We start from the raw sequence: 24957 nt of genomic DNA, 5'->3' as shown, positions 1-24957 counted from the left end.
TCGCGGCTTATTGCGGCGTTAGGGTAAAAGGAAAGTATGGAAGCATCATTCGACGTAAGAGGCAAAGAGTTTAAAGTAGTCTTTTCAATGTTTGGTTCTGAAAAGTACTACTTTGATGGGGAACTACTTAAAAAACGATGGAATTTCAAATTTAATGATCGGTTAGTATTTGAGACCAACGAAGGAAAAGTTGAAATTGTTGTTTCGCTATCTCCAAAGGCTTGGTCAACTCAAGCTTTTTTGGATAATGAACTTGTTGTAGAAGAGCTTTTCCCTGAATTTAAGCAGAAGGTAGAAAATAGCAAACAAACTAAAGGTATGAGTAAATCCAGTATGTTCAAAATTGCTATTTTGTGGTGTGCTTTAACAGTAATGTTTTTACTTATATTTCAGTGGGCTAAGTAACCCTAACAAGGCAAATTAAAAGTGTGGACAAAAGAACAGTTGGCTTTGTTCGTTCCTCACAAATTATAGCCAACTGTTTTTTGCCGTTTATTTTCGGCGTTATGTTTCAGGGGACATTTGTGAAAAGGCGCTTTAGAACTCAGCTCGACTTTATTTCTATTGTAACCATATCCGCAACTTTGGGGTTTGGTGCAGGCTTGTTTGGTGCAGCTCTAGTTTTTCTATCAGCAATACAATCGGGCAAACTTGAACAAGGAATATTTGGTTTAATTGTTGCCCCTATTGGATCAGCAGTTGGTACAGCATTTTCAGCCATACTTGGCTTTCCTTTTTACTATTGGTATTCAAATAAGATACAAGGTCAAAAAATATCAGGTATTTTTCGCTGAAATAACAGAGAGTAACGAAACATAACAAATTAATTAAACAGTGGACCCAAAACAGCAGGCTTGCGCTTATTTTTCACTTAGTTTAGCCTGCTATTTTTTGCCGTTTATTTGCGGCATTATATGAAATTTTAGGTCTGAGTGTACTTACCAGTTGATGTTTATAAAAATATATTACGTTTTATAGGCGTTTTATTTATATGTGTAGGGGGAATTTTTGTTTTCTCAGCATTTGAAACATTATTCGACCCGAGTGTAGTCATAAATCTAAATGGAGTTGAAAGAAATGATGCTGAAGCAAAAATGTTCAGTTTAATGTTGCCTTTAGTTTTTATATTTGTAGGGTTAGCACTTTGTATTTCAAAAGGCGAAACTTTAACGAATATTCATAAAGATAGAGAGACCTTTTGGTCTATTTTTCACGGTAAATAGTTCATATAACAAGCCAAATCAGCGGGATACTAACGTGCAGGCTCCTGTCACTTCGTTCCGTATTTTAGCCTACGGGTGATTGCCCGCTTGGGGTGTTATATTGCAAGGGATTGTTCATGAGAAATATTCTAAATGCGACCAATCGAGATTTTAGAATTAATGTCCTTGGTTTTATGATCGTTGCTGTCGTTGCACTTTTTGTCCAATTGACTATTGGTGATGGCGACGTAAGCTTTTATGCATTACAAACTGGTGGCCCGTTAGTTTATTTTTATATTTCGGCAGGAGTTACGGTCACATATTATTCATTTCGCTATGGCCTGATACCAATTATCAGAACTGCTATTTTCGGCTTTTCTGGAACTTTTATTCTGTTTTTGGTCATGGGAGTGATTTATGCTGAACAGTCTCCTGATAGGTTTTCTGTTAACATTTTTCACTCATTAATATTTATAATGCTATTTGCAATATTAGGCACTATAAATGGCTACCTAGGAAGGTATATAAGCTTATTCAATGTGGCTGTATTTTTAGTTGCAATTGTCAGTGGTTCATTTAGTGAACCTTTTATTTGGGTTAGTATTTTGGATTTATTATCTATCAATAATGTTTATGCTCAATGGGCAATTGTAGTGACGTCAGCAATTTTAGGCTTGTCAAAAGATATTAATATCTGGGAGTTTTTGCAACATAACAAGGAAACCTAGCAAACCTAAAGGGACATATATGGACGCTCAAATTTGTTTATCGGTTTTAATCTTCTTACCGGGTTTTTAGGAATAAGAGCTGGGGCGACAACATAGCAGCAGTGACCAAGGCTAGTGATTATCCGATAAATCCATTAACAGCAGGGGCCAGCTTCATCAACAAAGTGAAGTATTACCTCAGTATATTTAAATTCAAAACGACGAACTAATTTGTAATGGCAATTTTAGAGGATGGTGCTCTGCCAAAGTGCATAGGTTGTGCACCTCGAAGGTCTTCAATATAGGCTACTTCAATGTATTTCTTATGTGTATCAAGCCTGACAAAAAGTATGTTATGTTTGTTTATACTGGCCTCTGCTGTTTAGTTATTTGACAAACTATTTATGGCTCTGGCTTTAAGCTAGCCCACGAAAATTCGGAGGCTAGCACCGAGTGAGAGTTATTATGTCTATATTATAGGGAGAAATTATGATTTATACGACAACGGAAACTGTACCGGGCAAGGAAATCGAAACTGTACTGGGTATTGTTAATGGAAATGTGGTTCAGTCTAAACATGTAGGTCGCGATATCATGGCTGGTTTAAAAGGCATTGTGGGTGGTGAGCTTAAAGGTTATACCGAGATGTTGACGGAAGCCCGAAACATAGCGGTAGAACGATTAATCAAAGATGCAGAAAAGTTAAATGCTGATGCAATAGTGGGAATTCGTTTTACAACTAGTTCAGTTACTGATGGTGCTTCAGAAATCCTAGTGTTTGGTACGGCTGTTAAACTGCGATCATAATAAAGTGTTTTAAGATGGATTCGCTACGCTAGGCATTTGTAGTTTGAATCAGCTTTAGTAGCTACGGCTCAATGGGTTAGGTCGGGTGGTCGCGTTGCTCACCACTTAACGCGGCGTTGGTATGATTAGTTAAAGATGAGTTTAGACTTTCAAGATATTTACCAAGAATTCATAAAATATCCTATAAAAGTAAGAATTGAGGGATGCCCTTACTACGAGCTAGAAAATGCAGATTAAAGTCTTCATTCTAAAGCTTTGGGTTTGTTGTCTTGAAATGATCTACAAATATTCTTCGCTAATTTTTGCCAAGCTTGATATGCCTCATATTTCGGCGTTAGCATTTAAATTGTACTGGTCAAACATGGAGTTAAAATTTGAAAGATTTTAATAATAATGGAAATATAAATGTCGAAGATGATTTTAACGTCAATGATAACTCTCAGAACGAGTTTAAGCTCTATATCCTAATGAAGAACTGCTAGCAGCTCGCCCATATAGGGTTGAAAATATAAAAATAGCCATCCATGTTATGTACGATTACCAAGGATTATTCGAAGGTGCTTTATTTAACAGGTCAGCTGTTGTTGAAATTGGTAAAAAAGTGATTGAAAAAACTACTGGTAAGTATATGGTTGGTAAAGATCCCGAACCTATGCATGGTCTAGATTACGTTCATAAATTATCTATTTCACATAAAAATGATGTTGTGTTTGAAAAGTGTTGCAATGATAGTAACTAGCCATTTTATAAGTTGCTAAATTAGGAAAGTGACTTCGCTCACGCTTTTTACAAAAACATACAAAAAGCCATGCCCTTGTAATTTCTTATTAGCAACGCGTTAGGCAAATAGATATCTACCTGTTATCCAAACAATATAATGAGAATAAAATGAATAAAAAACTAATTATCAATATATTTATAGTATTAACTTTATTATTTACATTATCAGCTAAAGCTGCACCAACAGCAGAACTGATTAAAAAATTTATATCGGCATCGGAAAACGCGAGACAGCCAAATTCGAATGAAGAAGCAATAGCCAAGTATCTAGCATTTTTTACGGATGATTTTACCGATCATCATCCTAAGTATGGTGTTTCATTTACTGGAAAGGGTAAACTTAAAAAAGGGATCATAAATAAAGGTGCTTCAATGGTGTCTGTGGTTGAGACTATAGATAATATAATCATAGGCACTGATACTGCTGTAGTAGTAGTGAATGAAGACTCAAAATACTATAAAAATAAAAAGCTTAAGCATTATAAGGGACGTACTATTCTCGTGTTGGAGTTCAATGAACAAGGATTAATAACGCAAATGAGAAGGTACATGGACTAATAATTAGCCTAACATATATGAACCATCTCCGGCCAAGTAAGCATAACGATTCTTTTTAGCTGCTTTTATATTTGTTCATCTTCGCGATGTCGTTAAGGGCCACTAGATATTCATCGGTTGACTGTGTCCTTAATGAAAACATCGCGCAGGGCGAATAAAGAAGATTAGTGCACAGACCATTTGTTCGAACTCATGCGCAGGGTTGTAAAAAAGCGTAAGCAGTGCGTGCTAAGCACGCACCGTGACACTAGGCTAATGGTGAATAGTTCGAATGTTACGGAGTGACTTTTACTGATTTTAGGCGTGTTAATCCGTTAACAATCATAGGCTTTATGACTAAATTCGACAGAGCTGAAATTGAAGCCATTACAAGCATTCCAATCAATGGAATAACCGCTCCAAACACTACGGAAGATGCTAAAACGTTCGCTAGAATACATTCAGCGCGATAGATTGGTATAAATAGTCCTGTGATCAGCACCGCTAACCCAAGATACATGGTTAAATCTGGTCTTCCTAGGGCCCAGGCTATTGACTGCAAAACTGTTACGCAAAACATGATAAGAAAACCCATTTTAACGTGTTTTGGTATTGCTGTATTTAGGCTCATATTTTCATTGTGTTGAAGTTTAATTCGTTTTATCACTGTATGCGCGGCGAACCAGGCTAGAGTAGGGAGTATCAGTAGGCCCCAATAGTTGGAAATACTTGGGTAATTAGAGTTATTTAGTAAGTTGTGACTTATAACTCCGCCATTAAAATGTTCCCAAGTAAGCGTTGCGGCTACAAAAGCTGCAACGAGTGCAACTAACCAGTACTGCTGCTTCTTAACATATTGAATATCCATATTGTTTCCTTAAATTTTATTGTTATGGTCGCTATAAGTTTACTGATATCAGCATAACTTGAGCCAAGTTTATAAATTCATATAAATCAGTGATATATTTTTTCATGGCGATAAAGTCAGCAAAATGATATTCGATAAAGCGGACAAATTGGTCAAAAAGGCTAAATAGTTGCGTATGTGATGGAAATAGAGAGTACCTAATAGCTTATGTGGGCTATTGTTTAACGCACCATATGTCTTAGAAGCGCTATGGTCGTTTAGCGAAATTTAATTGCCATAACTTGTCCCTAATATGGTATATTAATCAATGACTATAAATTGTTGTATCAGTGGTCTAGCGGTTATGGATAATCTAAATTTACCTTCAGGGTCTTCGAGTAAACTTTCAAATTTACGTAAAAATATAAAGTTGCGTTATGGGCAATTCTCAGCTTTTTGGCAGGCATTGAACTTAGCACAAAAGTTGTACCTTACTGCATTGGTTATATTACCATTTTGTTTAGATAATTTAATTTCAGTTATGGTAATGGCCCTTGCTGGTTTTGCTACCGATTTTTGGCCGCGACTTATAAAATTATGGGAGACTTTAGTAGGTAAAGCTCTCATCCTGTTATTTTATGCCGGTGTCACAAACTTTGCCGTGGCCAGTGCTGAATCGTTGGTCAATGAAGTATTGAAGGTTTCTGCTGGTAATTTAGCCTACACACTAAACCTGTCTATTTTGCTACATTTACCTATTTGGGTTTTAGCATGCACTATAATTGCTCTATTACTATTGCAGCTCATATTGCCTTTTTACATGCTGGTAATAATCATGCTTAAGCCTTTCAAACATACCGGAGTGAGTGTCGTTTCAAGGAAAAGCTACCCAGTAACGACAACTGTAATTCAACTATTTTTAATCAGTTTGATCTTCATAAAGTTAATCATGTGGATGGCAAATTCATCGGGTATTAGGCCAGAAATACATCTAGGTTTGGGAGACTCGCCGAATAGTTTTGGCCTGATTGTCGAAGACCCAGCTATAGGTGAATTACAAAGCGATGTATTACAGCTTTCGGAGTCTGTAGTATTACACCATTCTTTTGAAAAATTAGATTGGCGAGAGCATTTAAAAATTAATGCCTATATTCAAACAGTAAAACAACTTATCGCAGATTTTGCATTCCACTATGAAGGCAGTACTTATTCTCGCTGTGCCAAGTCTATTGATTCATCTGTTGTTGAGTTAAATGACTATGAAATTTTGGAAATAATACCAGATAGTACTCTGGAGAATGGGTACTCATTTACTGTCAAAAGGTGTACATCACCTGCATTCCCCGCGAGTTAGTTTGGCTTGAATTTGTGGTTATTTCTGTAGTTACTGGTCGATGCAGGTATACTAGAGTAATCACCAATTTTGATTGGAAAAGAGCAGGTTATACTGCTCAGCAAAGCTTTTAGAAGTCTCGTTTGTAAAGCGCTCTTCTTGGTTTTGATGTTTATTAGTTTTGAAGGAACATTTTAGAATGTTAAAAGTAGTATCACCCATTATTTTAAGTTTCGCTCTAAGTGCGTGTACAGCAACAACCAACCATGAACCTTATCAAAAAGAATTAGAACCTGAAGATAGAACTGAGTATGTCGGCCCTGAAGGCTTGCTACAGAGCCAAAAAGATCAAATGTATCTTATGAACAAAGAGCTCGCGGATAAGTGTCGAGATGGAAAGCTTGATTTAGCTGTAGCTCAATCTCAAGGTGATGAGCGAAAAATTGAAAAGCAACAAGAGATAATTGAACGTACCTGCACCTAGCAGGTATTACTCTATTGTATTAGCTGTAGCCGCTTATATTTGATCTTATAATTTTATCCTCTAGCTTACTAATAGCATTTACGGAGTGGTCAAAGCTTTTGTTTTTACTATTTATATTGGGTTTTCTATTTATAAAGTATAATGTGGCTAGTTATATTTTTAATATGGTTGAGATTATAAAGCCTATTAATGCTTAGTAAAAAGTATTTGCGTTAAAAAGGGTTTTAAGGTTATGGGCGGTGAAATTTTAGCTAGATTTTTATATTGTAATAATGTTTAAAGTAAAAAGGAAGTCGCTTTAATATGCCCTTTCTTATCTCTGATTGGGCCAAAAATATAACAAGCAGTTCTCCGTATAAAACGGCGCTAGGTACAAACCGGTAAAACTGATATTGAGTCAGTAATACCTTTGGTTTACTGACCCTTATGGTTTTTAGTTTTGAGCTAATTTAACTCTGATTTTGCTATTATCCACAGTTGAAAGGTGTAATTTTTCAATGGCTGTCTTTGCTTCGTTTTCGTTAGGCATTTCAACAAATGCGAAGCCTTTTGATTGGCTAGTTTTTTGGTCTAAAACTAGATTACACTTAGTTACTGTGCCGTGAGAAGAAAATAAAACACGAATTTCATGTTCAGATGTTGTACGCTCTAAATTGCGAACTAAAAGCTTCATAGTGGTTACCTAATATAAAATGCGAGCTAAGTGTGGCAGGTTACGGGTAACAAACCAAGTTATTGATCGCCTACCTTGAAAATTCTATCTAACAAGCGCTTACACCTAAAAGTCGTCACTTCATGTTTTTTGCTATTTTGCATTTATTTTTTGTTTGATTTTTTGGGGTTATAGCAAAGAAAAAAGCGCAAAATTTAGAACAATCGACGTGCTAATAAACTTACGGCTGTACTTTGAATGTCATTGCTGCCGATGGTGTTGAGCAATGTCCGATGGCGTGGCTTTGACCCACTTCGATATAAACGCAAATTTGATAACCCAAAGTGCCTAATTCAAAGTGCCATTCATCAACCTAGGAAATCGCAAAAAAAGCTTTAACGCGGTATGTTGACATAAGCGAAGCGCTATACAACATCCTGGCAAGTAAAAATGACCTTCAATGAGCGAAGGTGCGCTGCATCCATCGGTTGAACTCACAGCACATATGCGACGGGTAACAAGTCAAGACTTATTCAAACTGACTTGCCTTTGACGGACTGCTAGCAGTTTTTCATTTGGCAGGTACCAGTAAAAGATCACTATTAAACTCTTCTCTACCTAAGTTGCTTCATCACAAAGCGTAGTGCTAATTCAAAGCAATTACGGTTCTTGGTGAGCACTATGAATACATCAAAAATATTAATGCATGTACCAAATGGCTCTGGCTAGTGGGCTGGAGGGTCATATCTCTTGTCATCTGGCAACCATACGCCGGTGCCTGTGGCCGCCATTTGATTCATGCCGGTTTTTAGTACCTTGTTGCCGACACTTTGTGAGCTTTGCGGCTTGCTTACCAGATAGCCTTGGACGCAACGGATCCCCATACTTTTAACCAGTTCAAACTGTTCAAGCTCTTCAACGCCCTCAGCAATAACGCGTAAAGAAAGTTGATTACCTAGTTCACTGATAGAGCGCAGTATTTGCTGATACTTTGTGTTACACTTGGCTTGGTTTATAAAATGCTTATCAATTTTGAGTACATCAATTGGCAAATCGGCCAGTGTACTTAATGAACTAAACCCTGTACCAAAGTCATCAATGGCAATGGTTACGCCCATTTTTCTACATTCTTCAAGTTGTTTTATTATCTTGTTGCTGGCAGTAATGAGTGTTGACTCTGTGATCTCTAACATTAGTGACTGAGCGGGCAATTGTGTGCTTTGTAATGTTGCTTTAACCCATTGATGTACATCTCGGTGTTTGAGTTGCACGCCTGAAACGTTCACCGAAATTCGAACTTGTTTCATGCCTGCTTTGTACCACGAGTACATTTGTCTACAAGCAGTGGTTAAGATCCAATCGCCTAGTTCAAGGATAAGGTTAGTTTCCTCCGCAATGGGGATAAATTCATCGGGTGCTATCATGCCTTCCACTGGGTGGTGCCATCTAACTAATGCTTCAAAATAATCGATGGCGCAATCTTCTACGTGAACAATGGGTTGAAAAGACAAGTGAAAATTGTTTTCAGATATCGCCGTTCTGAGTTCTTCGAGCAGATAATGGTAACGACGCATCTTGTTACCCATTTCAGGGGAATATACTCGAAATATGCCTCGACCATCCGATTTTGCTCGATACATAGCTACGTCGGCCATTTGTAAAAGTGCATTCGGTCTAGCTGCACTTTCTGGGTAAATAGCAATGCCGATACTCGCACCAATTTTGATGAGCTTGTTACCTAGATGAAAATCACGTTCAATTTCATTGAGCACTGCTTGAGCGATGTCATTGCAAACATTGGGATGTTTTAAGTGAGGAATAAACAGAGAAAACTCATCACCGCCAAGCCTTGAAAGATTTCGCTCAAGGTTGAGTGTGGGTTCGATATCTTCAAGTTGATAGTGCTTGACGATGTCTTTTAAACGGTGTGCCACTTGGATGAGAATAGTGTCGCCAAAACTGTGACCAAACGCATCATTTACTTGTTTAAAACCGTCTAAATCAATGAATAGTAGCCCACAGCGCTCATTGGTTTGTGCGGCTGTTTTTAGCTTTTTCTCGATATGCTGCAAATAGGCGTGTCGGTCAATTAATAACGTGAGCTTGTCCTGGAATGCTAAGCAGGCGTTTTTTTGTTTTGAATCAGCCAGCGATGCTTTTGCTCGCTCGAGTAATGCGGCGATCCGTTTTTGGGGATCACCTTTACATTCTTTGTCCCGTGATGAGGGGGATATGGAATTGATCAGATTAATGGCTTGCTGTTCAATCATGCCCAAATCTTCGTCACGTTTTGATGATTTACGTCGCCACTTTGAAAGTAGCGTTAAGGCGAGTGCCATTAATATGAAATAACCAATTGCTTCTGTGCTGGTAAATGCCCTTTGAAGTACTAAACGTGTTTCGATGAGTGACGCAGAATTTACTGACTCTGCAATTTTTACATACTCTTTTTCGTTTGCGCTGACGAGTGGCAAATTATATAGCAAGATACGCAATGCAAAGTTTTCACTTGGCTGAACAAACTCAGTGTCGACTGTCTTGAGTTTTACATCAGTTTGATGATGCAAGTAGTGGAGCGCCTTGATGCACAGAAGATTAGTAACGTAACCGAGTACGAACAAACTAAGAGTACAAATGCAGAGCATTTTCAATATCTTACTCATTACTTAATTACGTCCATATAGCTGCTTTCTAAGCAAGGTAATGTATAAGTATTGTGCATAGAAAGGAAATGGACAACTTAAGGCTTTATGCTTTTTTGTTCAATTAGGTGCAAAAATGTAAATTATTTGTGGTGTTTTTCCGTAACTCATTGAGACTAGTATTAATTTTATTCACTTTACAGAAATAAGTGTACACCTTACCTTGACCTTTGAAATATTGGTGTGTGTTTTGCTCTATCTACTTTGAACCTTAAACACAGGCCAATTCGATATGTATTGCACAAAAAAGGTGCAAAAACATTTCAAAAATGCACTGTCATAAAGCGTAAACACTAATTTGGTTTACTCTTTGTATGACTACCACTGTTTCCGATTGTTAAGCAGTTGAAGGCACGGCACTGTGGCAAGGATAAAATTACCATCAGAATGGTTTATTTGGAGCCTGCTATGTTAACCAAACGCTTTTTTAAAACTAAAGATGAAGCTGAAGTCACCTTTGAATTTTCACACCCTCAAGCTAAGAAAGTAGAGCTCGTTGCTGAGTTTACTGATTGGCAGCCACTCGCAATGAAGTTTGTAAAAAAAGATGGGGCATTCAAATTAAAAAAGAGGCTGCCTGTTGATAAACAATATCATTTTAAATATCTAATAGATGGCACTAAGTGGGATAACGACCATCATGCGGATGCTTATGTGCCAAATAGTTTTGGTACAGAAAACAGCGTAGTTAATACCCAACGACTAGTGTAGCTGAACCTATGCAGGGGTTATCTCAGCTTTATTATTTGCATGGCATTGGCTATGACTACACGAAGTACACTGGTGAACATGTGGTATTTGATCAAGGTGTCAGGGCCGAGGCGTTACGTTGTTGTGGTATAGATACAGCGGATCCTGCTTTGATAGAACACCTTAACTTTGAGCTGGATATAGCCCCTTGGCAGCGTGTTGTAGAAGAAGTCTGTTTGATAGAACAGCGTGATATGCTGCTAAAACTAAAGCTGCCCGATCATCAGATAAATGGGCAAGCTAGCTTGAGGGTTGCGGCATTAAACTACGAGTATCAGTTTGACCTGACAAGTGGGGTGGTAGTCGGTGAATATCGACATGAAGGCGTTCGCTATGTTGAAGTCGCCTATCAGGTTGAGCCAATTATTACTGGATATTTTGACGCGCAATTGTCCTTACCTTTTGGTCAACTTGAGACGCAAATTTGGTCGGTTCCAACACAATGCTACAATCCTTTGTGCTCAGACGTAGTCGGCCTGTCAATACAGCTATACACTTTGCGCAGTGATAGAAACCTAGGAATAGGTGATTTTGGAGACTTGCAAGACTTGATTTCACATAGTGCAAAAGCACAGTGTGATTATATATTGCTGAACCCTTTACATCTGCTGTTTAGTGATCAGCATCACAGAGTCAGCCCCTATAGCCCTAATCACCGCAGCTTGCTCAATCCTTTATACATTGCCGTTGAATTGTGTGACGACTTTTTAAATAGCGACGAATTATCAGCGCTTTATCAGCAGTCGTTATCGCGATTAAAAGACCAAAAACAACAAACGTATATCGATTACTCTATCGTTAGTGAGCACAAATATGGCTTGCTTAGAGCACTCTATACGCATTTTGAACAAAATCAATCAGCGCAAAGGCTCGAACAGTTCACTGCCTTTCAAGAGGAGTTTGCAACTGCGCTTGAGGCTTTGGGTGCAGACGAGCAGGCAATTTACTGGCAGTGGTTGGCGTGGCAGCAATTAGAAGATTGCCAACACTTTGCGGTGCAAATGGGTATGCGCATAGGGCTTGTCAGTGATTTAGCTGTTGGGTGTGGGGATACGAGTCTTGAGTATCAGGCAAATAAAAGTCTATACGCACAAGGTGCCCATGTCGGCGCACCTCCAGACCCTTGGGCTGAAAATGGCCAAGACTGGGGACTTCCCGCGCTCAATCCGCAAAAAATTAAGCGCCATAGGTACGAGTTTTTTAAACAGTTACTGCGCAGCAATATGAGCGCTGTAGGTGGTCTTCGTATCGATCATGTGATGGCAATACGCCGTTTGTGGTGGTGTTTTGAGGTAGAAGACAAAAGACAAGGTTGTTATGTGTATTACCCGTTTGAACACTTAATGGCGCTGGTCAAAATAGAATCACAATTACAGCAAACCCTGATCATAGGTGAAGACCTTGGCGTGGTACCGTCTGAAATAAAAGCGGCAATGCAAGAAGCTAATATGCTAGGCAATGTGTTGTTTTACTTTGAAAAAGACCATGAAGGTGAGTTTGTTCCACAAAGCAAGTTGAGGCATCAAGCTCTGCTTATGGTGGCAAACCATGATGTACCGCCTTTTATCGGGTGGTGGCAAGGAGATGATTTATTACTACGCGTTGAGTACAAATTACTGGAAGCAAACCAACTTGAAAATGAGCAGCATAAGCGTGAAAACGAAAAGCGTAAATTGTTAAGTTGGTTATTTGATGCTGGCGTATCTCATCTTGATGTGCACAGTGATGCGGTGACCATATATGAGAGCTTGATGTTATCGCTGTCACGCTCTCGGGCTCAAATGCTGTGTTTGCAGTTAGATGATCTGGATGAACAAACGCTGCCAGTAAACATTCCTGGAACCTATTTAGAGTACCCTAATTGGCGGCGCAGGCTATCGAGTAATGTAAGTGAAATATTCAAACTCAAAGGCGATTTTATTACCACCTTAACACAAAGCAGGAAAGGAATATGAACAGTGTAGTATCAACAACTAAGCCCATAAGAGACTATTCAATGCAGCTAAGTGCATTACAAAGTGGCTGCTTTTCAGATCCCTTTTCGTTCTTAGGCCTTCATGCCGTGTCCGAACAAGAGCATGAGCTAAGGGTTTACTTACCGGGCGCGACGTCGGTCAGTATTAGTTTTAATGGCAAAGAGCATGCTTTAAAACGATATTTAGATAGTGACCTGTATCTGTTGACGACGACAAAATCTAGTCTTTCTCACCAAGACAAACTGTGTGTTTTTTACGGTAAATCTAAACAGATTAAGCACGATGTTTACCGCTTTGGTAGTCAATTAGATGAGGCTACACTTTATCTGTTCAATGAGGGTACGTTGGAGCATGCTTACCAACATTTGGGCGCGCATTTTGTAACACATGAAGGGGTGAAAGGTGTGCGTTTTGCGGTGTGGGCACCCAATGCTAAAAGCATCTCGGTAATTGGCGATTTCAACTGTTGGCAGCGTTGTGAGCACTTTATGAGATTGCATCCTGCAAGTGGAGTGTGGGAAATCTTTATACCCGAATTACAGGCCGATCAATGCTACAAATACAGCATTGTCGATCATTACGGTAATGTACAAGACAAAGCAGATCCATTTGCGTTCAAAATGCAGCAAGCGCCCGGTACAGCTTCGGTATTACAGCCCCTCGTTAAGCGCAAACCTATTATGCAGGAGCAGCAAGTTTCGCGTGCCAAACGAAATCATATTAGTGCGCCTGTGAGTATTTATGAGGTGCACTTGGGGTCATGGAAGCGCCGCCCTGAGGAACAGAATCGTTACCTGACTTATCGAGAATTAGCGGACGACCTTATACCATATGTCAGCGAAATGGGCTTTACACATATCCAACTTATGCCTATTAGCGAATACCCGTTTGATGGCTCGTGGGGATATCAGCCAGTCGGTTTATTTGCGCCCACAAGCCGCTTTGGTAGCTTTGAAGATTTCGTTTATTTTATAGAGTGCTGTCATGATGCGAACCTTGGCATATTGATAGACTGGGTACCCGGTCATTTCCCATCAGACCCTCATGGCCTACACAAATTCGATGGTACGCATTTATTTGAACATGCGGACTCACGGCAAGGATTTCACCCAGATTGGAATACCTACATTTATAACTATGACCGCCCTGAAGTGAAAAGCTTCTTGCTCGCCAATGCCATGTATTGGCTAGATGAGTTCAAAATTGATGGGCTGCGGGTTGATGCCGTCGCCTCTATGCTTTATCTGGATTACAGTCGAAAAGATGGTGAATGGATTGCTAATAAGTTTGGTGGTCGTGAGAATTTAGGCGCAATTGACTGTTTGCAGCAAGTAAACAAGCGTTGTTATGGCAAAGATCAGAGCATCATGATGGTAGCGGAAGAATCAACAGCGTGGCCAGGTGTGACCAATAGTGTTGATAACAATGGACTAGGATTTGGTTTTAAATGGAACATGGGCTGGATGAACGACAGTTTAGCTTACATGAGCCGAGATCCGATTTATCGTCAGCACCACCATCATGAAATGACATTTTCGATGGCCTATGCTTATTCTGAAAACTATATTCTGCCATTAAGTCATGACGAAGTAGTACATGGTAAAGGTTCATTGCTTAGTAAAATGCCGGGCGATGATTGGCAACAATTTGCAAATTTGCGTGCCTATTTCGCGTTTATGTATGCGCATCCAGGTAAAAAGCTGTTGTTTATGGGCAGTGAGTTAGCACCGAGAAGTGAGTGGGATCACAACCAGAGTTTGGATTGGAATTTATTGTCCCACGGATCACATGCTGGCATTCAAAAAACCGTTAAAAAGCTCAATGAGATTTATACCACTACGCCTGCGTTATATGAATGTGACAACACCCCAGCAGGGTTTCAGTGGATAGACTGTGATAATGCCGCTCAAAGCCTATTTAGCTTTGCTCGCTTTGGTAAAAAGAATACAGAGCTATTGGTAGTCATTTGCCACCTAACCCCACAAGTTTTCCATCAATATCGTATCGGTGTGCCCAGAGCGGGTGTGTACGAAGTGGTGTTAAATACAGATGATAAAGCCTTATTTGGTTCAGGTGTTGATGTGGTTGGTGGTAAACAAAACCTGGTTCAAACTGTGGCTCAAACAGCCCATGGTTTTGAACAAAGTATTGAAATAAGTATTCCAGCTTTAGCAACTGTGTATTTGCGTTGGATAACCGGGTAAGCCATGTTGCATTCGAGACGGGGCAGCTGTCGCCCGCTTGGCAGTACATTGGTTGATGAAGGTGTAAATTTTGCGGTCTATGCGCCACAAGCTAAATCGCTGAGTTTGTGTTTATTTGATAACAGCGGTCATTCTGAAGTAGCACGTATTAATATGTATCTTCATGAAGGGGGAGTATGGAGTGTATTTGTCTCCCCTCTCAGCGCTGGATGCTTATATGGCTACCGAGCTGATGGTGATTACCATCCGCAAAAAGGTAAGTTGTTTAATGTTAATAAGTTATTGTTGGACCCCTATGCAAAAGACCTACATGGAGAGTTCACCTGGAGTGAAAGACATTTTTGCCATATGCCAGTTGGCACACTGAGTCATTTAGACAATGCGATAGATATGCCTAAATCCAAAGTGGTTGATGTGCCCAAGTATGAAGGCAATAAACCTAAAGTTCCATGGTCTAGAACGGTGATTTACGAATGCCATGTAAAAGGTGTTACATTCAGACATCCTGAAATACCAGAGTCAGAAAGGGGGAAGTTTTCAGCATTGGCGGACCCTTCTTTTATTAGTCACTTACAATTTCTTGGCGTGACGACCCTAGAGTTATTACCCGTACATGCTTTTGTGAGTGAACAGTTTCTTACCACCAAAGGACTGACTAACTATTGGGGCTATAACACGTTAAATTATTTTACTCCCCACAAGGCTTACCTAAAAGATGGTGATGTTAGAGAGTTTCAAGAGACTGTAACGCGTCTACACGAAGCAGGGATTGAAGTCATTTTGGATGTGGTCTACAACCACACTGCTGAGGCAGGGGTAGATGGACCCGTACTGTCGTTTAAGGGGCTGAATAATCAAGGGTACTATCGCAGTGTTGCCCAGCACCCAGATGTTTATATAAACGACACAGGCTGCGGTAATACCTTAAATATTGATGACCCCCATACGTTGCAACTGGTACTGGATAGTTTACGGTACTGGGTTGAAGTGATGGGTGTTGATGGTTTTAGATTTGACTTGGCTTCTATTTTGGCCAGAAATGCAGACGGCTTCAATCGCTGCCACACCTTTTTACAAGCTGTGCTTCAAGACCCTGTGCTACAAGATGTTAAGTTAATTGCTGAACCATGGGACATTGGTCCAGGTGGTTATCAGCTGGGTGCTTTTCCTGTTCCGTGGCGCGAGTGGAACGATAAATATAGAGATACGTTAAGGCGCTTTTGGCGGGGTGATCAAGGAGTATTGCCTGAGCTTGCTAAGCGCGTACATGGTTCTCATGATTTATTTGAGCATAACCTGCGTGGGCCGCTTAGCTCGGTTAACTTTGTTACTAGCCACGACGGCTTTACCTTGGCTGATTGGGTTAGTTATGAATACAAGCATAATGAGGCTAACGGTGAGCAAAATCGCGATGGACACAGCGCTAATCATTCGATGAATTGTGGGCAAGAAGGATTTTCAACCGACCCAAAAATCACCTCACTTCGTCTGCAAATGCAGAAAAACGCGTTATTGACGCTATTTATATCAAAGGGAGTACCTATGATTGCGTCCGGCAGTGAGTTTGGACACTCTCAAGGTGGTAACAATAATGCGTATTGCCAAGACAACCGCAGTAATTGGCTGGCGTGGAAATCATCTCAATTTAACCACAGTTTGACGTTCTTTATTAAAGAGCTGGTTGCATTGCGTAGACAATTTAGCGCGTTTTCTCACCCTTTTTATATACATGCCAACGACAGTCGTTTTTCCGTGCGTTGGTTAAATGAGTTGGGTGAAGCCATGAACCCAGAGCAATGGCATGAGGCGCAAAGACGTTGGCTGGTGTACACATTGCTTGATAAACAGCAGCAGCAGGCATTGTTAATTATTCTCAATGCCAGTACTGATCTTTTAAATTTATCCTTGCCAGAGCCGCCGTTTAGTCAGCACTGGCAGTTGGCTATTTCTAGTTGTAAAGCGGATAAAACCGTCACAAATTCAGTTGCAATTTCCCCCCAATCCAGTTGGGTTTTTACATCAGTAAAAGAAGGAATCACACATGGCTAAAAAAAGCGCTAACGTGTGCGTAGTGAAACATTGGCAAGATGCACCAAAACTTGATGAAAGCACTTTAAATGACGACTTAATGCGTCATTTCTATTACACCTTGGGTAGGGATAAAGTGGGCGAGTCTCAACTTTATTTATATCACGCGTTAGCGCTGACTATACGAGATCGTCTGGTCGCGAGGTGCCGAGCAACAAATCAGTATTTGAAAGAAAAGAAAACCCGCAAAGCAGCTTACCTCTCTTTGGAGTTTTTGATGGGGCGGGCGCTTGGCAACGCGGTGTTAAATTTGGATCTACAGCAGGGAACACAACAAGCACTCCAACAATATTGTACCGAGCTTGAACGAGTAGGCGAAGCTGAGCATGACGCAGGTTTGGGTAACGGTGGCTTAGGTCGGTTGGCTGCGTGTTTCTTGGATAGTTGCGCTAGTTTGGCGTTGCCAGTTGTGGGATATGGTATTCGTTATGAATACGGCATGTTTAACCAATCCATTGAACAGGGTCATCAGGTTGAACAGCCAGACAACTGGTTACGGGAAGGTCATCCTTGGGAGTTAAGCGCACCAGAGCAGGCACAAAGAGTTAAATTTTTTGGTCATGTTGAAACGTTCCGTGACCGCAGCGGACGTGAACACAGACAATGGGTTGAGACTCACGATGTGCTCGCGGTGCCCTATGATGTTCCAATTCCAGGTTACCAAAATGGTGTGGTAAACACATTGCGCTTGTGGAAGTCAGAGGCAACAGACGAATTCGATTTATCTGAATTTAACGCGGGTAGTTACTCTGAAGCGGTCGCCAGAAAAAACCTTGCTGAGCAGATTACTATGGTGCTTTATCCAAACGACACCAGTGAAAATGGTAAAGAGCTACGTTTACGTCAGCAATACTTTCTTTGCAGTGCCAGCTTACAAGATATTTTACTTCAGTGGGTAGAGCGATACGGTGCTAATTTCAATGATTTTGCTCAGTATCAAGTGTTTCAACTAAACGATACTCACCCAAGTATTGCGGTGGCCGAATTAATGCGCTTGTTTGTTGATGTGTATGAATTAGATTGGGATGCTGCTTGGCAGATCACTACAAAAACCATGGCTTACACTAACCATACTTTACTGCCTGAAGCGTTGGAAAAGTGGTCAGTGCCATTGTTCCAAAAGCTACTGCCAAGGCTGTTAGAAATAATTTATGAGATCAATGCGCGATTCCTTGCACAAGTTGCACTGCATTGGCCTGGTGACGTGAGCAAGCAGCGAGAACTATCTTTGATAGAAGAAGGTGATGTACCGCAGATCCGGATGGCATACCTGGCAATTGTGGGCAGTTACTCGGTCAACGGCGTCGCGGCTTTGCATACCGAACTACTTAAATCTGGTTTATTTAAAACGTTCTATGAATTATGGCCTGAGAAGTTTAATAACAAGACAAATGGAGTTACTCCTAGGCGCTGGCTTGCACATTGTAACCCTAAACTAAGCGAACTTATCAGCTCAAAAATTGGTACACAATGGGTCGCGGATTTTGGTCAAATAGAAAAGCTACGTCGTTATTACGACGACGCTGAGTTTCATCAGCAATGGCAAGATGTCAAAAAGGCAAACAAACAGCATTTATGTGAATTGGTCAAACAGCGTTGTGGCGTGGAGTTTGATGCAAACATGATGTTTGATGTTCAGGTGAAACGGATCCACGAGTATAAACGCCAGTTATTGAATGTGCTGCATATTATCCATCTTTATGACCGTATACTCAAAGGTGATGTGGAAGGTATGGCTGCGCGCTGTATACTCATCGGTGGTAAAGCTGCGCCAGGTTATTACATGGCGAAAAAGATCATTAAGTTAATTAATAACGTCGCCAATGTGATTAACAGTGATGAAAAAGCAAAGCCTTATTTAAGAGTGGCGTTTTTCCCAAATTACAACGTGACCGCCATGGAGGCGATTTGTCCTGCTACCGATCTATCTGAACAGATCTCAACAGCCGGTAAAGAAGCGTCTGGAACTGGCAACATGAAGTTCATGATGAATGGTGCAATTACAATCGGCACACTCGATGGTGCCAACATTGAAATTCGAGACAATGTTGGTGCAGACAATTTCTTCTTATTTGGCGCCCATGCGGATCAGACTGATGCCATTCGCAGTCACTACAATCCTGATCATCTTATCGCCCAAGACCCGAATTTAAACGCTGTGATGAACTTGCTGCAAAGTGGCCATTTCAATTTACTAGAGCCTAATATTTTTGACGACATCATTGAGGCAATTAGGAGCCCCAATGATCAATGGCTAGTTGCACACGACTTTGCAAGTTATGTCGAAGCGCAGCAAAAGGCCTCTGATACCTATCTAGATCCGTCAACATGGACGAGGATCAGCATATTAAATACTGCGGCCAGTGGAAGTTTTTCCAGTGACCGAACCATTCAACAATATTGCGATGAGATTTGGCGTTTGTCGCCAATGCAATAGACCACCTCACAAGGATATTTGGAGAAAGTTATGCCCAGTTACGCAAACCGCTACATAAGTAGCTTAACCAGAGAAACTTACGCTTTAATTTTGGCAGGTGGTCGAGGGTCTCGTTTACATGAATTAACCAATTGGCGTGCAAAGCCGGCAGTATATTTTGGTGGTAAACACAGGATCATCGATTTTCCTTTATCAAACTGCATCAACTCGGGGATCAGAAGAGTGGGGATTGCCACTCAGTATAAGTCCCATTCACTGATCCGCCACGTAAACCGCGCGTGGGGCCACTTTAAAAAAGAGCTAGGCGAATCAGTAGAAATACTGCCTGCATCTCAACGATATGGTGATGAATGGTACTGTGGAACAGCAGACGCGGTGTTCCAAAATATGGATATTATTCGTCATGAACTACCCAAATATGTGATGATTTTATCAGGCGACCACGTTTATCGTATGGATTACGGCGCATTGTTAGCTAAGCATGTCGAAACAGGGGCGGATATGACCGTATGCTGTATCGAAGTTCCATGTGAAGAAGCTGCAAATACATTTGGGGTTATGACGGTAGATGGTGATAAGCGCGTACGCCGTTTTGATGAAAAACCAGCACAACCTACATCAATTCCGGGTAAAGACGGAGTGTGTTTAGCGTCAATGGGTAACTATGTGTTCAATACTGAGTTTTTGTTTGAACAACTAAAGCAAGACGCCGAACGAGAAGGCTCTGGTAGAGATTTTGGTCATGATATTATTCCAGCCATTATTGAAGAACATAATGTGTTTGCGTTTCCATTTCGTGATCCTAGCCATGAAGGTCAACCATATTGGCGTGATGTAGGAACGTTAGATTCATTTTGGGAAGCTAATATGGAACTAGTGTCACCTGAACCACAACTGGATTTATACGATCCGAGCTGGCCGATTTGGACCTATCAGGAGCAGTTACCACCTGCTAAGTTTATCTTTGACGATGATGAACGTCGGGGTATGGCAGTAGACTCTACCGTTTCTGGAGGGTGTATTATCTCGGGGTCATCGGTGAAAAAATCACTATTGTTTTCAAATGTGCATCTGCACTCTTACTGTAAAATAGAAGGGTCAGTTGTATTACCAGGGGTTGTGATTGAGCGTAATTGTAATATCAGAAATGCCATTATAGACAGAGGGTGTCACCTTCCGCAGGGACTAGAAATTGGTTTTGACCCAGACTTAGATAGAGAAAATGGTTTTAGGGTTACGAATAAAGGTATAGTGTTGGTCACTAGGGAAATGTTGCTTGCGTATAATCAAAATCAACAAAAAGACAAACAAAAACTCCAAACTGCATAATAAGGCGTAGCATGCGGGTATTAATGGTTGCAGCTGAGAATGATCGGCTGCCAAATTGTAAAGTTGGGGGCGTTGCGGATGTTATCCGTGATATCCCTTATGCTTTGAGTAATCAAGGCGTTGAAGTCAATGTGGTGGTGCCTGACTATGGTCAAAGCCAGTTAAATAGAACCTTTGTTGCAGATATCGCCGTGCCTTTTCGGCAGCACTTGGAAACAGCAACATTGTGGCAGGTTGAGCAGCAAAATGGGGTAACACAATATGTGATTTCTCATTCTCTGTTCTCTCAACACCATGGTGAAATTTACTGTAATGATGAAGGGCACCGGCCTTTTGCAACAGACGCGACTAAATTTGCATTCTTTTGTGCCGCTGTGAGTGAAGCGATAGAGCACAAGATGTTTGCACATTTAGACGTACTTCACCTTCATGACTGGCACGCTGCTTGTGTAGCGGTACTACAAAAATTCAGTCCAAGATTTGTGTATTTAAAACAACTGAGAACTGTTTATACGGTCCATAACCTAGCATTACAAGGGATCCGACCATTTAATCATGACGAGTCTAGTTTGGAAGCTTGGTTCCCAACATTAAGCTATGATGGCCAAATGTTGTGTGACCATCAGCATCCTCATTGCTTTAACCCAATGAGAAGCGCGATAGCGCTCGCAGATAAAGTACATGTGGTGTCACCCACATACAGCGAAGAAGTATTGCACACCAGTGAGCCTGACAGAGGATTTTTTGGCGGTGAAGGACTTGAGCATGACATGCAAATAGCCAAGCGCCATGGCAAGCTAGCGGGCATACTAAATGGCTGTGAGTATCCCACTTTGAGCATCGAAGACATATCTTTATCTGATTATTTAGTTTTAGTTGAATCTGAACTTTTAAAGTGGATGAGTAAACTAGCTGTAGTTCAATCGAGTCACTATATAGCTCATCAGCGGTTGCGTAAATGGTTGACATCTTCATGGCAGGGGCCGCTTATCACCAGTGTTGGACGTTTGACTGATCAGAAAGCGCTATTGCTGCGCCAACCATTTGCGAATGCTTTGGTACTCGATGAACTAGCCAAAGAAGCGGAAAAAAAGGGCGGGCGTATCATCATACTGGGCTCTGGTGATAAGTACCTTGAAAGCTTGTTTACTCAGGCAATGGCGCGAAACGATAACTTACTTTATTTGAGTGGTTATGGGCAGCATATTGGCGACATGCTCTACCATTTAGGTGATTTGTTCCTGATGCCCAGCTCTTTTGAGCCATGTGGGATCAGTCAAATGCTTGCTATGAGAGCAGGGCAGCCGTGTCTTGTCCATCAGGTAGGTGGTTTGGCGGATACAGTTAAAGATCTTGAGAATGGGTTTTCGTTCACAGGTGAAGACTTGTCTGGACAGGTGTCGCAACTACTTGAAAAATTTAACTTTGCGATTAGTATGTACGCTGATGATCCAAAGCGCTACCAGCAATTGGCTAGTAACGCAGCGGCGGCACGTTATACTTGGTTGCAAGCTGCAAATGAGTATATTGACCACCTTTATCAGTAGCTGCTGAGACACTTTTGGCAATTACTTCAACTAGAGCAGACCTCGTGTCTGCTTTTTTAATGTACAAGTGCTATAGTTATCAAGCTAAATTTCTCAAGTATTAATAGCTTAGTTCTATATTAATTATAACTATTTAGGGTTAGAATCGAATTTTTGGTAGATAATAAAGTGCTACATTGGAAGTGGCTACACTGAGGAGTCAACATTTGAAGGTTTTTGTTGCTCGACAAGCTATTTTCAACCGCCGTAAGCAGGTGGTGGCTTACGAGTTGTTATTTCGTGACGGGACAAGCAATAGTTTTCCAAACATTGCTGACGATGCCGCGACTGCAAAGCTCATCATGGACAACCAATTAAACTTGGGTACTCGCTATTTAACCTCTGGAAAGAAAGCTCTCATTAATATCGGCCCTGATTCATTAAATCAGGAGCTGGCGCACTTTTTACCGTGTCAGGATGTGATTTTAGAATTGCTAGAAACGGTGTCCCCTACCTCTGAGAACTATGAGAAGGTAAAAGGTCTATTCCATCAGAATTATCGTTTGGCATTAGATGATTTTGAATACACTAAACAGTGGGAGCCATTTTTAAAACTCATCCGCTTGATCAAGTTTGACATACAACAAAACTCTTTAGAGCAAATAGAAGAGTTAGTCTGTGAGTTCAGGCAGAGAAAAAATATGAAGCTACTGGCTGAAAAAGTGGAAACAGAAGCTGAATTTGAACAAGCCAAGGAAATGGGGTTTCATTTCTTTCAAGGGTATTTCTTCGCAAAGCCTCGAGTTATTCAACAAAACGATATTGAAATTAATCATGCCATTGTATTGCTCATCTATGCTGAAGTGTTAAAGCCACATATGAATATCGACAAAATAGCCCGCTTTTTTGCGCAAGACACGGCGTTGGCATATAAGTTGTTACGTTTGATCAATTCGGGTGTTTTTCCACTAAAAAAGCGCATTGAGTCGTTAAAACAAGCATTGGTGTACTTAGGTGATGAAAGGGTGAAAAAGTTTGTAGGGCTTATTATGACTGCGCATATTGCAGAGGGAAAGCCAACTGAACTAACGCGTTTGAGCATTGTGCGCTCGCGCTTTTGTGAACTGATAGCCAAGAGCCTAAACCCAACTATTAGGAGTATGAGCTTTCTTACCGGGTTGTTTTCATTATTAGATGCGATTTTAGACCGCCCGATGGATCAGGTAGTGTCACGTCTTCCTTTTCCAGAAGAGTTGCAAGATGCCCTAATGGGAAAACATAATTTATTGTATTACATACTTAATGTTGTTAAAGCCTATGAAAGTGGAAGCTGGTGGCAACTACAAGAAGCGTGTAGTTTGCTTAATATCAATGATCAACGCCTACCAGAGTTCCATGCAGATGCTATACGTTGGGCTGATATGTACAACGAAACTTTGTACTAGTTATGAGAATAATTCAGCTAGATAGACTGCGAGGGATAGCAGTCTTGGGGTTGCTATTTCTCAACGTCTATTACTTTGCATTGTTTGAAACGGGTTATGTTGGTCTATCACAGCCACATGTTGGTGATAAGATCATTGAATACCTTAATCTATTGTTGCTAGATGGTCGGTTTCGCTCACTATTTTGTATGTTGTTTGGCGCCGCACTGGTTTTACAATATGACAAGCGTAATGATGTAGCAGCTCTAAAGCCGAGACTTAAGTGTCTTATTATATTTGGAATATTACACGGCTTTTTGCTTTGGCCTGGAGATATATTGCTCAGTTATGGCCTCGCTGGAATACTGGCACTTGGCTATTTACGCAAAAGCCAAGCAACCTTGCTATTTCACGGCTTTGTGATGGTGTTAGCAACTAGTTCTTTACTTGCCTTGTTTATGTTCTTTGGGGATGCTGAGACGATTCATCGAGACAGCGCTACCTTTCATAGTATACTTCTTCGTGCGCCAACGAAGCTAACTGATCTTATCATTCATAATGCTTCAATGTTTGTCATTATGATTATGATGTTACCTGTTCTAACCGTTTGGAACGCATTAGGTGTGATGCTGATAGGCATGTACTGCTATCGAGAGCAGGTGTTTAGTCGCGGTTTAGAAAAACCGTTATTATTTAGGGTGGCTGTGGCTGTGTGTTTTATGTCACTGGCAAGTGCAATGTTGTTATACTTTGAACCGGCACAATTGTCAGCGCTAAACGACGGACTCGTGTGGACTAACGCGGTGTTAGGCGCTTTACTCATTACCCATTTCAATACTTGGATATCACCCACTTCATGGTTGAGTCACAGGTTAAGTGCCGTTGGCAAGCTTGCACTAACATGTTATTTGTTACAATCCATAATACTGGTTACGTTTTTTGTGTGGATTGCACCGCAAGCAAGGGTTACGTTCAACCGTATCGACTATTTGCAAATAGCTTTGGTTGGAATGTGTTTACAACTGATTTTTGCACCTTTGTATTTAAAATATTTTAAACAAGGCCCGTTTGAGTGGATCCTTAGACGGTGCTCCCATCGTGAGCCAAAAAAGATAGAAGAGCGCTAATTTTGCTTCAGAAAATTAAGCATTTTGTGTGTCGATCGTTTAAAA

The 24957-nt window shown here is 40.7% G+C and carries 21 protein-coding genes and 1 pseudogene; 17 read left to right on the top strand and 5 right to left on the bottom strand.

From position 1 onward, the window contains the following. The first annotated feature begins 36 nt into the window (after positions 1-36). A complete protein-coding gene (locus BIW53_RS14930) occupies positions 37-405 on the top strand; it encodes a hypothetical protein (protein ID WP_070992808.1) in 369 nt (122 codons plus the stop codon). 139 nt (positions 406-544) lie between these two features. On the opposite strand, the gene BIW53_RS20965 is transcribed toward BIW53_RS14930, so the two are convergent. Further along, positions 545-721 carry a hypothetical protein gene (locus BIW53_RS20965; protein ID WP_175442152.1) on the bottom strand — a complete coding sequence of 59 codons (177 nt, stop codon included), beginning with the start codon at positions 719-721 and terminating at the stop codon, positions 545-547. Between the two features lie 211 nt (positions 722-932). Between BIW53_RS20965 and BIW53_RS14920 the strand changes: the two genes are divergently transcribed. Further along, complete coding sequence (locus BIW53_RS14920; protein WP_070992806.1) at positions 933-1223, top strand: hypothetical protein; 291 nt, start codon at positions 933-935, stop codon at positions 1221-1223. 116 nt (positions 1224-1339) lie between these two features. Next, the gene (locus BIW53_RS14915) at positions 1340-1930 is read left to right on the top strand and encodes a hypothetical protein (protein ID WP_070992805.1); all 591 of its coding nucleotides are present in this window, start codon (positions 1340-1342) and stop codon (positions 1928-1930) included. A 33-nt stretch (positions 1931-1963) separates the two neighbouring features. On the opposite strand, the pseudogene BIW53_RS21105 reads toward BIW53_RS14915, so the two are convergent. Continuing rightward, a pseudogene (locus tag BIW53_RS21105) lies at positions 1964-2276 on the bottom strand (IS110 family transposase); the annotation flags it as partial. 122 nt (positions 2277-2398) lie between these two features. Here BIW53_RS21105 and BIW53_RS14910 point away from each other — a divergent pair. The 3 genes from BIW53_RS14910 (at position 2399) to BIW53_RS14900 (ending at position 4054) form a co-directional block, all read left to right on the top strand. Continuing rightward, the gene (locus BIW53_RS14910; RefSeq protein WP_070992804.1) at positions 2399-2716 is read left to right on the top strand and encodes a heavy metal-binding domain-containing protein; all 318 of its coding nucleotides are present in this window, start codon (positions 2399-2401) and stop codon (positions 2714-2716) included. A 529-nt stretch (positions 2717-3245) separates the two neighbouring features. Next, on the top strand, positions 3246-3455 hold the full coding sequence (locus BIW53_RS20960; RefSeq protein ID WP_070992803.1) for a hypothetical protein: 210 nt from the start codon (positions 3246-3248) through the stop codon (positions 3453-3455). Positions 3456-3604: 149 nt separating this feature from the next. Next, positions 3605-4054: a nuclear transport factor 2-like protein gene (locus BIW53_RS14900; RefSeq protein WP_070992802.1), complete on the top strand. Its 450-nt coding sequence runs from the start codon at positions 3605-3607 to the stop codon at positions 4052-4054. A gap of 274 nt (positions 4055-4328) precedes the next feature. Here BIW53_RS14900 and BIW53_RS14895 read toward each other — a convergent pair whose 3' ends face one another. Then, positions 4329-4901: a hypothetical protein gene (locus BIW53_RS14895; protein ID WP_070992801.1), complete on the bottom strand. Its 573-nt coding sequence runs from the start codon at positions 4899-4901 to the stop codon at positions 4329-4331. Between the two features lie 307 nt (positions 4902-5208). Here BIW53_RS14895 and BIW53_RS14890 point away from each other — a divergent pair, with 307 nt between their 5' ends. Both BIW53_RS14890 and BIW53_RS14885 read left to right on the top strand, forming a co-directional pair. Then, a complete protein-coding gene (locus BIW53_RS14890; protein ID WP_070992800.1) occupies positions 5209-6234 on the top strand; it encodes a hypothetical protein in 1026 nt (341 codons plus the stop codon). Between the two features lie 178 nt (positions 6235-6412). Beyond that, on the top strand, positions 6413-6697 hold the full coding sequence (locus BIW53_RS14885) for a hypothetical protein (protein WP_070992799.1): 285 nt from the start codon (positions 6413-6415) through the stop codon (positions 6695-6697). Between the two features lie 433 nt (positions 6698-7130). On the opposite strand, the gene BIW53_RS14880 is transcribed toward BIW53_RS14885, so the two are convergent. Continuing rightward, entirely contained in the window at positions 7131-7370 is a 240-nt protein-coding gene (locus BIW53_RS14880) for an RNA recognition motif domain-containing protein (RefSeq protein WP_070992798.1), read from the bottom strand. A 704-nt stretch (positions 7371-8074) separates the two neighbouring features. Next, on the bottom strand, positions 8075-10012 hold the full coding sequence (locus tag BIW53_RS14875) for a putative bifunctional diguanylate cyclase/phosphodiesterase (protein WP_070992797.1): 1938 nt from the start codon (positions 10010-10012) through the stop codon (positions 8075-8077). Positions 10013-10459: 447 nt separating this feature from the next. Here BIW53_RS14875 and BIW53_RS14870 point away from each other — a divergent pair, with 447 nt between their 5' ends. From BIW53_RS14870 to BIW53_RS14830, 9 genes are all read left to right on the top strand, one after another. Further along, positions 10460-10762, top strand: coding sequence for an isoamylase early set domain-containing protein (locus BIW53_RS14870; protein ID WP_070992796.1), 303 nt, complete (start codon positions 10460-10462; stop codon positions 10760-10762). Positions 10763-10770: 8 nt separating this feature from the next. Then, a complete protein-coding gene (malQ, locus tag BIW53_RS14865; RefSeq protein ID WP_070992795.1) occupies positions 10771-12756 on the top strand; it encodes a 4-alpha-glucanotransferase in 1986 nt (661 codons plus the stop codon). Then, positions 12753-14981 carry a 1,4-alpha-glucan branching protein GlgB gene (gene glgB / locus BIW53_RS14860; RefSeq protein ID WP_070992794.1) on the top strand — a complete coding sequence of 743 codons (2229 nt, stop codon included), beginning with the start codon at positions 12753-12755 and terminating at the stop codon, positions 14979-14981. Before malQ ends, glgB begins: the two co-directional genes overlap by 4 nt. Positions 14982-14984: 3 nt before the next feature. Then, entirely contained in the window at positions 14985-17030 is a 2046-nt protein-coding gene (gene glgX / locus BIW53_RS14855) for a glycogen debranching protein GlgX (protein WP_070992793.1), read from the top strand. Beyond that, positions 17023-19506 (top strand): glycogen/starch/alpha-glucan phosphorylase, encoded by a 2484-nt coding sequence (locus BIW53_RS14850; protein ID WP_070992792.1) that lies wholly within the window; start codon positions 17023-17025, stop codon positions 19504-19506. The genes glgX and BIW53_RS14850 overlap by 8 nt, the downstream gene beginning before the upstream one ends. A 30-nt stretch (positions 19507-19536) precedes the next feature. After that, positions 19537-20835, top strand: a complete 1299-nt coding sequence (gene glgC, locus BIW53_RS14845; RefSeq protein ID WP_070992791.1) for a glucose-1-phosphate adenylyltransferase — start codon at positions 19537-19539, stop codon at positions 20833-20835. 11 nt (positions 20836-20846) lie between these two features. Continuing rightward, positions 20847-22382, top strand: coding sequence for a glycogen synthase (locus BIW53_RS14840; RefSeq protein ID WP_070992790.1), 1536 nt, complete (start codon positions 20847-20849; stop codon positions 22380-22382). A gap of 206 nt (positions 22383-22588) precedes the next feature. Beyond that, positions 22589-23806: an EAL and HDOD domain-containing protein gene (locus BIW53_RS14835; protein WP_070992789.1), complete on the top strand. Its 1218-nt coding sequence runs from the start codon at positions 22589-22591 to the stop codon at positions 23804-23806. Between the two features lie 2 nt (positions 23807-23808). After that, positions 23809-24912 (top strand): DUF418 domain-containing protein, encoded by a 1104-nt coding sequence (locus BIW53_RS14830; RefSeq protein WP_070992788.1) that lies wholly within the window; start codon positions 23809-23811, stop codon positions 24910-24912. Positions 24913-24957 lie beyond the last annotated feature (45 nt).

The organism is Pseudoalteromonas byunsanensis, assembly GCF_001854475.1.
Classification (GTDB): domain Bacteria; phylum Pseudomonadota; class Gammaproteobacteria; order Enterobacterales; family Alteromonadaceae; genus Pseudoalteromonas; species Pseudoalteromonas byunsanensis.
This window is presented reverse-complemented; position numbering and strand designations above follow the sequence as displayed.

Excerpts from the sequence above, each read along its gene's own strand:
- BIW53_RS20960 (WP_070992803.1), top strand. The coding sequence starts at position 3,246 with ATGTACGATTACCAAGGATTATTCGAAGGTGCTTTATTTAACAGGTCA.
- BIW53_RS14895 (WP_070992801.1), bottom strand. The coding sequence starts at position 4,901 with ATGGATATTCAATATGTTAAGAAGCAGCAGTACTGGTTAGTTGCACTC.
- BIW53_RS14830 (WP_070992788.1), top strand. The coding sequence starts at position 23,809 with ATGAGAATAATTCAGCTAGATAGACTGCGAGGGATAGCAGTCTTGGGG.
- BIW53_RS14850 (WP_070992792.1), top strand. The coding sequence starts at position 17,023 with ATGGCTAAAAAAAGCGCTAACGTGTGCGTAGTGAAACATTGGCAAGAT.
- BIW53_RS14910 (WP_070992804.1), top strand. The coding sequence starts at position 2,399 with ATGATTTATACGACAACGGAAACTGTACCGGGCAAGGAAATCGAAACT.
- BIW53_RS14890 (WP_070992800.1), top strand. The coding sequence starts at position 5,209 with ATGACTATAAATTGTTGTATCAGTGGTCTAGCGGTTATGGATAATCTA.
- BIW53_RS20965 (WP_175442152.1), bottom strand. The coding sequence starts at position 721 with ATGGCTGAAAATGCTGTACCAACTGCTGATCCAATAGGGGCAACAATT.
- BIW53_RS14875 (WP_070992797.1), bottom strand. The coding sequence starts at position 10,012 with ATGAGTAAGATATTGAAAATGCTCTGCATTTGTACTCTTAGTTTGTTC.
- BIW53_RS14885 (WP_070992799.1), top strand. The coding sequence starts at position 6,413 with ATGTTAAAAGTAGTATCACCCATTATTTTAAGTTTCGCTCTAAGTGCG.
- malQ (WP_070992795.1), top strand. The coding sequence starts at position 10,771 with ATGCAGGGGTTATCTCAGCTTTATTATTTGCATGGCATTGGCTATGAC.
- BIW53_RS14930 (WP_070992808.1), top strand. The coding sequence starts at position 37 with ATGGAAGCATCATTCGACGTAAGAGGCAAAGAGTTTAAAGTAGTCTTT.
- glgC (WP_070992791.1), top strand. The coding sequence starts at position 19,537 with ATGCCCAGTTACGCAAACCGCTACATAAGTAGCTTAACCAGAGAAACT.
- glgX (WP_070992793.1), top strand. The coding sequence starts at position 14,985 with ATGTTGCATTCGAGACGGGGCAGCTGTCGCCCGCTTGGCAGTACATTG.
- BIW53_RS14840 (WP_070992790.1), top strand. The coding sequence starts at position 20,847 with ATGCGGGTATTAATGGTTGCAGCTGAGAATGATCGGCTGCCAAATTGT.
- BIW53_RS14880 (WP_070992798.1), bottom strand. The coding sequence starts at position 7,370 with ATGAAGCTTTTAGTTCGCAATTTAGAGCGTACAACATCTGAACATGAA.
- BIW53_RS14870 (WP_070992796.1), top strand. The coding sequence starts at position 10,460 with ATGTTAACCAAACGCTTTTTTAAAACTAAAGATGAAGCTGAAGTCACC.
- BIW53_RS14915 (WP_070992805.1), top strand. The coding sequence starts at position 1,340 with ATGAGAAATATTCTAAATGCGACCAATCGAGATTTTAGAATTAATGTC.
- glgB (WP_070992794.1), top strand. The coding sequence starts at position 12,753 with ATGAACAGTGTAGTATCAACAACTAAGCCCATAAGAGACTATTCAATG.
- BIW53_RS14900 (WP_070992802.1), top strand. The coding sequence starts at position 3,605 with ATGAATAAAAAACTAATTATCAATATATTTATAGTATTAACTTTATTA.